The sequence below is a fragment of the Phocaeicola massiliensis B84634 = Timone 84634 = DSM 17679 = JCM 13223 genome (assembly GCF_000382445.1).
Lineage (GTDB): Bacteria > Bacteroidota > Bacteroidia > Bacteroidales > Bacteroidaceae > Phocaeicola > Phocaeicola massiliensis.
Genome location: NZ_KB905478.1, coordinates 1 through 8315, shown reverse-complemented (window position 1 = coordinate 8315; position 8315 = coordinate 1). Strand labels below are relative to the sequence as shown.

The window sequence follows — 8315 nt, the reverse complement described above, 5'->3', positions numbered from 1 at the left end:
CATGCAGCATCATATTTAGGACCACTATCCTTATAATGTTCCAGTACTTTTTCCAGCTCTATTCGGTTCTTGCCTGCGGCATTCAGGGAATACTTCAAATCCTTTTCCCGGTAGCACGAACTAAAACAGATAGTGGATAATATAACAATTAAATAGATATTAGTTCTCATAAATTTTTATCTGTAAACGATTTGAAAGAAGTATGAAGCGTTTTGGTGGAAAATATTTTATATAACCAATATTACCAAGCCAGACATTGCTTCAGTCTCTAAAGGTTGTAAACATTATATCTTCTAATCAGAACAAATGTTACAACTAAAATTTCTTTTTATTCTTTCTTATTCCCATGATTTTTCTTTGAAATGTAATCTATTAGCTCCTCTCTGAATGTCTGCTCTTTTAAGTCTCCAACCTTTAAAACTTTAGAGTTTTTACAATTTAAAACGATAGATAACCGTTTCATCATCAACATACCGGATAGCGTAAATATAATTATTATCCAAGCAAATATTACTTATAGAAAATGGCAAAATGTATTTTTTAATTTTCTCACCATTCCAGTCAAAACACAATACTTCATTAGATACTTTACCTGATTTACTTGCTTCAGTGTAACTTTGAGAAGAATAAGTAAAACAAATAAACTCATTAGACACTGCCATTTTCATCAAACCTGCAATGCTTTTATCATAATCTATAGCATAACGCTCTCCCTTTTTCCATATCTGTGGCACATGTTGAAAAGTAGATGTATATATCTTGTATACACCAGTGTCTGTCATCTCATATATTTCAAATATATCTGATGACAATATTGAAAGTACAAACCTATTTTTTCTATTATTTGAACCTGCCAAAGACTGAAAAATACTTCCCTTATCTATATTTTGTACTTCATCGCATAAAAAAGGTAAATCAAAGGAAGTGTCAATTATCTCGTTGTTTGCATCCAAAATACCAAATAAGCCTTTACTAAAAGAACCAATAGCAATTTTCTTATCGTTCACTGGACAGATTTTCCGAGGTCTAAAATCTACATTATACGGATATTTTTCTTTCCTTATGCTTATTGACTGCCTATGGCTCAAAATATCAGGCAAAGAAACATAATTTATTTCTTTTTTGGCAGAAGTTAAGAAGACCAACAAAGAATCTCTCACAAAAAAATCTGACCCAAAATCAATAAATTCATCAGGACCTTCTCCAACGGTCCCCCACCTAGATACCATTTTCCTTTTTGCAACATCAATAAACGAAAATTGGTAATCATCATTTATATGCCTTAATACTAATATATTATTAGCTATACTCATATCCCTTACACTTCCTAAAGGTACATCTTTGTCAGCAAAAATGCTATCATAAACAACTACCTTTTCAACAATGTCAAAGGAGTTAACACCTACAGGCTTTTCATTGCAAGAGCTACATAATACAATTAATAACAGGAATAATAATACCTTATAATTTTTCGCTTCCATTTTATCGTTGTTTTAACGTAAGGGTAGAGTGACTGATTAAATGTAACCATTCTATTTTCCGCTACGACAATTTTATCGGCTGTTTTTCAGCCGATAAAATAAAAATGTCCGTAAGAAAATAGTTTAGTTTTAACATTCCGATTTATAAAAACATGGCAGAAGAGCCTTCTTGTCGCAGTCCTTACCATGAAGAATACATTCAAACAAGTGCTTCAGGTAATCCTGAGGATCTATATCGTTCAACTTACAGCTTTCTATCAGGGAGAAGATGAATGCCGAGTTTTCTGCGGCTGCCTCACTTCCTATATTCATACAGTTCTTGAGCAGCAGCTTTACAGGTTTCATTCTTTGCTCACAGAGATTGTTGGATATTTCCGCTGAACCGTCCTTGAGGATATTTCTCAAGGATTTCCACTGGTTTATCGTGTAGTTCGCAGCCTTTCTTATCAGTTCGTTAGCCATGATCTTCGCATCCTGCATCATCATGACCACCTTATGATGTATACGTTCAAGAACAGGTCCCGTAAGTTTAAGTCTTTTTTCCTTTATCTTCTCACTGCTGAGTTTCATTGTGCGGAACAGGTCTTCATTCCTGAATAAATCACCGATAGAATCTATTATGTCCATCGCCGTCCTGTCTGATGGCAAAGCATCAACCCACAACCTCCTGCAGTGCGTCCAGCATCCTATATGAAGCACCTTTGAGCCTTCTCCGTCATACATTCTGTAAACCGTATATCCGTCTGTAGATATAGATCCCATAAAATGATCAAGGAAGGTCTTTGCCACATCAGATGCTCTGCTGCCGTTATTGTAATGATAATAAACCAACTTGACATGCTTTGCAAAGAAAGCCCATAAGTACTTTCTCCTGTAAGCCTTACCTTCCGGTGTTTCAACTCCAACGAGTTCGGTAGTCTCATCAACCATAAGGTATTTTGCCTGTTGTACAAACTTCTTGAAGACATCTTCCATAAACTCCCTAAGCCTGGAGATTCCGTTGTGGATATAGCTGTTCAGCGTGGTATTGCTTATATGGATGCCTTCTCTTGCAAGCAGTCTTATCTGTCTGTTCTCAGGCATGCTGAAGTCATATTTCAGACAAAGCAGACGGGCAAGCAGTTCAGGAGAGAAGATTCCTCCAAGGTTTTTCAAGGGATGCTCCATCGTGTTAGTGAAAGTGCCGTCTGCAAGCTTTACCCTTGCCACCTTGTACACATGTTCCACGTTATGGGCACGCACATGTTCTATAAACCTGTATTCCCACACATCAGCCATTCCGTTGCGGTTCATAAGCCTTGCACCATCCGGGAGTTGGTAATAGTCTTCTATTTCATGTACCACTACCTTGTCCACCTTCAGCCTGGTCTTTTCCGCACGTGGTGCGGTTTCCTTTCTTCTTGAAGGCTTGCTGTTCTGTGCTGTTGCGTTATCGGAAGAGGTATTGCCACCAGCTTCGTTACCATTGGCCTTATTATCATCATCACCTTTCTTGTCAGAACCGTCATATTCGGACTTCTCCATTGCAGACTTGTCAATGTTACGGTTGTTCAGCAGCCTTCTTTGCTCAGATGTACGGCCGAAACGGTGTTTCCTGCTGTCTTCAAGCTGAAGTCTGAGATTGGATATCTCGTTTGCAAGCATCATGTTCACCTCGTCTTTTGCTTCAAGCTGCTTCCTCATAAGTTCCATTTCTTTCCTGTAATGTTCAACCGTGGTTGATTGCTTTTCGAGGGATTCTTTGAGGTCATTGATTGTATCAATCAGAGTTTTTGAGTTCTCCTTGTTGGATTTTTCAATAGACTCAAGCCTCGCAATCAGTTCTTTATTCTGTTTGCGAAGCCCTGCTTTTTCCTCATTCGCCAGACCCAGCTGGCAGCAAAGTAACTCGTATGCTCTTTCATCAATCATGATATAAAGGTACGAAAAATCAGGCAGTTACGCAAACTTTTTATCGATTATTTTTGTATTATTCCATTGTAAATCAACGCCTTATTATTCATTCTTTAGGAGTTACATACATTCTGTCGACTACGATACTTTCCGTCAGGTAAGCCATGTCAGACCACTGTATCCGGTAGCATTTTGACACCTCGTCAAACACAGGTTTCTTGAACTTTCCAATGACAGGACGTTTCTCGTAAAGCACATAAAAACCGCGTTCGTAATGAAGTATCTTGACGACCTTCCGGTTACGGGACATGAACATATATACATTGGACGCATCACTAGGGTCAAGTGACATCTCTTGCCTTATACTTTCACACAAACGGAAGATGCCTTTCCGTAAATCCACATTACCGTTGAACAGGTAATAGTTCAGGTTAGCACTCAGTCCAAGCATATCATCCTATCATTTTATTAAGCAACAGACTCAGATCAAGAACGCTGGTGTTTCTCAGAAACAATGTCGCTCCAGATGTCAATTGCAGTTTCACCCACTTAATAGGAGGTTCGCCTTCCGGTTGTTTCACTTCCATCTTAACAGTTGGACTGTTGCAAGGTTTACCGGTTATCTGGACTTTAGCAACCTTGGGCTGATCAACCTGAACTGTCTTGCCTAACTTCTCGCTCCAAAGCTGATGACGTTGCCAGTTCATGAACTTGTCGTAGTTTACTCCATAATCCGCACAGAACTCGCGAAGATCCTTGGTCTCGCTGCATAACTGGTAGAGGTCATATACCTCCTGATAGTTTACTTTTTCTTTCGCCATAATCATTGTTGTTATTTGGTTATGGCGCAAAGGTAGGTTTGTGAATAATGTGCGTCAAGGCGGAAAATAGAATGCTTACTGATTAAATATAAACACGTTACTTATTTAATTAAAAATCACTCCACCCCTATGTGTATTAAATATGTGATAAATATTTTAAAGGATTACATATCCAAAATAAAATTCAGCTACCATCTAGCTTGCTGTCTACGCTTATCTTTTGAAGGGTCTGTCGGATGTAATGCTTCACAATCATAATCAGGATCACTAATACAATCATCTACATTAGGCTGTTCCAATCTTGCTAACGCTTCGACATTCGCCAAAGCCAATTCCGACATTGGTTCTGCCTTTTTAGAGTTATACACATTAAATCCTGCTATCAAAGCAAACGCAGCAACCAGTGTTGCTTTCAAAACATTCTTTTTTATCTCTTTTCTATTTTTTAATAATTATTTAAGTTTGTCTTCATCTTTTAGCCCCCCCCTTCTGACAGAAGAGACATGCTCCTGTTAGAACGCCGTGTGATTAATAGCCTGCCTGCCATTTATTCCAATTCTTTATAGTATATGCTCTAAAATATTTATAATTAAATTAGACCATTCAACTCTAAATATCCGAACTGTATATCATCATTGAACGACATGATAATTCTATTGTTGTTGTCATCATAACAGAAGTCTGCTATTTTCCGATTTATATCTAAAGTTTTAAGATAGTTTCCCTCGGTATCGAAAACAAAAAATTTTGTAGGATAATAATCATCGGTATGCTTGTTACCACCTGAATATGAAGCGATAATCTTATCTTTGGCTAATACTACTTTACTATAGTAATGAGTTGCAGTCGGCTCTTCTTTCCATTCCGGCCCATAAATATTATATTTCAAATTTCCCATTATATCAGTTATTACCATTAAATCATAGCCTGTATAGCACTCCACGCAGATGTTTTTAGTTTCTGAAGCAGCAAAGCAAACACGTTTATTTTCTATTTCAGGATGGTTTTCTTTCAAAGGAAGTATTTTACCTGTTTGCATATTAAGACGTGCCAACATTTGTTTGAAAGAAGAAGAACTGGTAGGGGAAATCATTCTGCCTATAGCCAACGTATCGCTGAAAAATTGATATACATCTGGGAATATTCCTTTATCCATCTCCATTTTCACGTTTGGTATATAGAAAGAATTAGCAAACGCACTATCCACATTGTAACTGAATATTTTTTGTTTTCCATAGTCGGATATATATAAATTCTTATGTATATTGTCTATGCCAATATTTCCAAGAATTGTAATTTCACCAGGTCCTTGTCCCAATTCTCCTATACTTTGCACGTAAGTAAAATCCTGCATGTTAAAAATATGAATAAGCTGGTTTGAGGATTTATGGTCTGCAATAATCAGATGATTATCCATAGAATATAAACGTGTTGTAGAGCCTATCAAAATATCGCCAGTCTGGAATTCTTTTACTTTCTGATAACAGTTTTCTATTTTGTTACGAACTGTCTGGTGTTTTTCGGTTGTCGCATTATTAGTGCAACCGGTTATGGCTAACACAATAAATAATATGTTTGCTATTTTTCTTAACATAAGTATTTGCTTTTAAAAAGAGAAAAGCAAAAATTAGGATAAGATTCAATTATCACAAATTCTATTTTTCTCCTTCGTTTTTACTTTTAGGGAATTCAATCAAGCTGTTCGGCTATTAATTCCTCTTTTTATAGATTTGCTTCTCTATAAGTCGGAAACCAGTAATGGCATAAACAACCATCACCATTATCCAAACAACCATTTTCGCACATTGGGTTTTCACCATCATCAGCCAATGCTTCCACATTAGCTAAAGCCAACTCAGACATCACATCCGACTTCTGAGAGTTATACACATTAAATCCTGCTATCAGAGCAAATGCAGCAACCAATGTTGCTTTCAAAATATTCTTTTTCATCTCTTTTCTATGTTTCGATGATTAATAAAAGTTGTTTTCATCTTTTGTCGGAAAGAACTCCACCGCAGAAAAAGCAAATACATGACTTGCAGATTCTGATTATTTCCATATATGCATACTCTTTGTCGACTATTTATTAAAAAGTAAGATTATATAGAAATAGCTTTTCCCCTAATGTGCATGAGAATGCAAATATAGTAAAAGAATATTTTATTCCTTGATAACCAGCTTCTTTATTTCCTCTCTCATCTGTTTTATTGCTGTGGATTGTATTTTCGGTTCTTTTTCCATTATCATCTTTGCATCCTATTCCAGTTTTTGTCGTTGATAACCTCCCAGTTCCGCATGTGGTTTTGCCTAATTTTTCCTCTATCCCGCGTATCCTATAGAATCCGTTCCTTATTTCCAGCGTATCTCCCGGCAACCGGTGAATCTTCACCTCCTTGCCTTCCAATGCATCCCAGATATTGAAGATGCGGGTTCCCATTATCCATTTGTTCACCAACACATTATTGCCTGCCTGTAAAGCGGGATACATGGAGTCGGAAGGAATATGGAAGGTGGTGAAAGTGGTGACCTGAAAGAAGAACCATAAAATTACCAAGACACAAAGATAAAAGAAAAGGCCCGATTACCTATTTTAGCTAATATTTTATTCTTAAATTTATATTATCAATCACATCTCATACTTCATTAAAATGGATTCCCTCTCATCTTCTGGATACGTTACAGCGTATATGCAATTTGAGATTTCATCTATTGCAATATTTTTTAATAAATTATTAACTTTGAAACCTTCTTTTAAGTTCCCATTCCAATCAAACTTTAAGATGTAACAAACCTTTCCTGTTTTCCCAAAATCTTTATTGGCAATACCCCAATATAAAGCATAAATATGCTCTTTTGTTGAATATAGCATTCTGTAAGTTCGTGTTGTTTCGTCATTTTCTGATGAGCTATAGATATCTTGATTCCCATCTTTAGTATGCCTTGAAACCATTTTAGCATTCATGCTAAAATACTCTCTCACCTTTATAATTTTATTATTTTCAAATCGATAAAAGACGAGTTGGTCATGGAAATATCCCGCAGCAACAAATCGAGATTGATCTAAATTAGTACAGAGAGTCGTTTGGTTTTTTAGAAAAAAACTATTTTCAACTTCCACACCGGTATTATCTCCGGGAAAAACACCAAATTCCGCAATAATATCCGCTTTAGAATTCAATAAAGCAAATTGTTTTGCATTAAAACATCCATTTGCTAAAAAATAATCCCCAAACGCAACAATATCATAGGGACAATCTGCATTAAATCGCACTTTACGATGAAAAGTATTATTATTTATTTGAATCTTATGCTCATTAATTTTATAGAAAGAAACTTGTCTTAGCATTCCATCAAAAAAAGCCAATGAGTTATTTTTTGAATTATAAGTTATATCTCTTAAATTAAGAAATTCATTTGGCCCTTCTCCAATATTAGCAATACGTTCGATTTTATTGGTATTTATCAAATCAATCATCGTTATTTGTTTACCTTCATATTTATCTATCATTAAGAGCTTATTATCCACAATATTCATTTTTAAAGGCCGTCCAATAAACAAATCTGATAAAATTTGTTTTCCCTTTATTGTCTTAAAGTTTTTTGTTGGAAACATTATTTTATTGTTTGATACACTTGTACAAGAAATACACAGCAATAAAAGCAAAAATAATATGTGTTTATATATGAGTTTCATGGTACTTTTATTATAAGAGAGACCTAACTTTTTTAAATCTCTCCTTTTATTTAATGGGATTAATCTTTATTAAGTGTAAATGTACCTAATCCTTCTATAACTAGAGTACAACAATATACCTGTTTATCAGTACTGCAGTCACCACACTTTTGGCTTAATTCTGATTCAGCCAATGCTTCCACATTAGCCAAAGCCAACTCAGACATCACATCCGATTTCTGAGAGTTATACACATTAAATCCTACTATCAAAGCAAATGCAGCAACCAGTGTTGCTTTTAAAATATTCTTTTTCATCTCTTTTCTATGTTTCGATGATTAATAAAAGTTGTTTTCATCTTTTATCGGAAAGAACTCCACCGCAGAAAAAGCAAATACATGACTTGCAGATTCTGATTATTTCCATTAAGTTTGCATCGGACTA

At 35.7% G+C, this 8315-nt stretch carries 9 protein-coding genes and 1 pseudogene; all 10 read right to left on the bottom strand.

Annotation, left to right across the window (positions count from 1 at the left end):
* Nucleotides 1–431 precede the first annotated feature (431 nt).
* The 10 genes and pseudogenes from HMPREF1534_RS00065 to HMPREF1534_RS00110 all read right to left on the bottom strand — a co-directional run bounded on the left by HMPREF1534_RS00065 (nucleotide 432) and on the right by HMPREF1534_RS00110 (nucleotide 8188).
* On the bottom strand, nucleotides 432–1481 hold the full coding sequence (locus tag HMPREF1534_RS00065; RefSeq protein ID WP_005946354.1) for a BF3164 family lipoprotein: 1050 nt from the start codon (nucleotides 1479–1481) through the stop codon (nucleotides 432–434).
* 129 nt (nucleotides 1482–1610) lie between these two features.
* Complete coding sequence (gene tnpC / locus HMPREF1534_RS00070; RefSeq protein ID WP_005936270.1) at nucleotides 1611–3392, bottom strand: IS66 family transposase; 1782 nt, start codon at nucleotides 3390–3392, stop codon at nucleotides 1611–1613.
* A gap of 88 nt (nucleotides 3393–3480) precedes the next feature.
* Nucleotides 3481–3825: an IS66 family insertion sequence element accessory protein TnpB gene (gene tnpB / locus HMPREF1534_RS00075; RefSeq protein ID WP_005936267.1), complete on the bottom strand. Its 345-nt coding sequence runs from the start codon at nucleotides 3823–3825 to the stop codon at nucleotides 3481–3483.
* Between the two features lies 1 nt (nucleotide 3826).
* Nucleotides 3827–4195 carry a hypothetical protein gene (locus tag HMPREF1534_RS00080; RefSeq protein ID WP_005936264.1) on the bottom strand — a complete coding sequence of 123 codons (369 nt, stop codon included), beginning with the start codon at nucleotides 4193–4195 and terminating at the stop codon, nucleotides 3827–3829.
* 188 nt (nucleotides 4196–4383) lie between these two features.
* Nucleotides 4384–4626: an NVEALA domain-containing protein gene (locus HMPREF1534_RS00085; RefSeq protein ID WP_025066969.1), complete on the bottom strand. Its 243-nt coding sequence runs from the start codon at nucleotides 4624–4626 to the stop codon at nucleotides 4384–4386.
* A 158-nt stretch (nucleotides 4627–4784) separates the two neighbouring features.
* Nucleotides 4785–5789, bottom strand: a complete 1005-nt coding sequence (locus HMPREF1534_RS00090; protein WP_005945748.1) for a 6-bladed beta-propeller — start codon at nucleotides 5787–5789, stop codon at nucleotides 4785–4787.
* Nucleotides 5790–5917: 128 nt separating this feature from the next.
* Nucleotides 5918–6148 (bottom strand): NVEALA domain-containing protein, encoded by a 231-nt coding sequence (locus tag HMPREF1534_RS00095; RefSeq protein ID WP_005945745.1) that lies wholly within the window; start codon nucleotides 6146–6148, stop codon nucleotides 5918–5920.
* A 415-nt stretch (nucleotides 6149–6563) separates the two neighbouring features.
* Nucleotides 6564–6767 (bottom strand): annotated as a pseudogene (locus HMPREF1534_RS21440) (S26 family signal peptidase); the annotation flags it as partial.
* Between the two features lie 57 nt (nucleotides 6768–6824).
* Nucleotides 6825–7811 (bottom strand): BF3164 family lipoprotein, encoded by a 987-nt coding sequence (locus HMPREF1534_RS00105; protein WP_005945739.1) that lies wholly within the window; start codon nucleotides 7809–7811, stop codon nucleotides 6825–6827.
* Nucleotides 7812–7951: 140 nt separating this feature from the next.
* Nucleotides 7952–8188, bottom strand: a complete 237-nt coding sequence (locus tag HMPREF1534_RS00110) for an NVEALA domain-containing protein (protein ID WP_005945737.1) — start codon at nucleotides 8186–8188, stop codon at nucleotides 7952–7954.
* Nucleotides 8189–8315 lie beyond the last annotated feature (127 nt).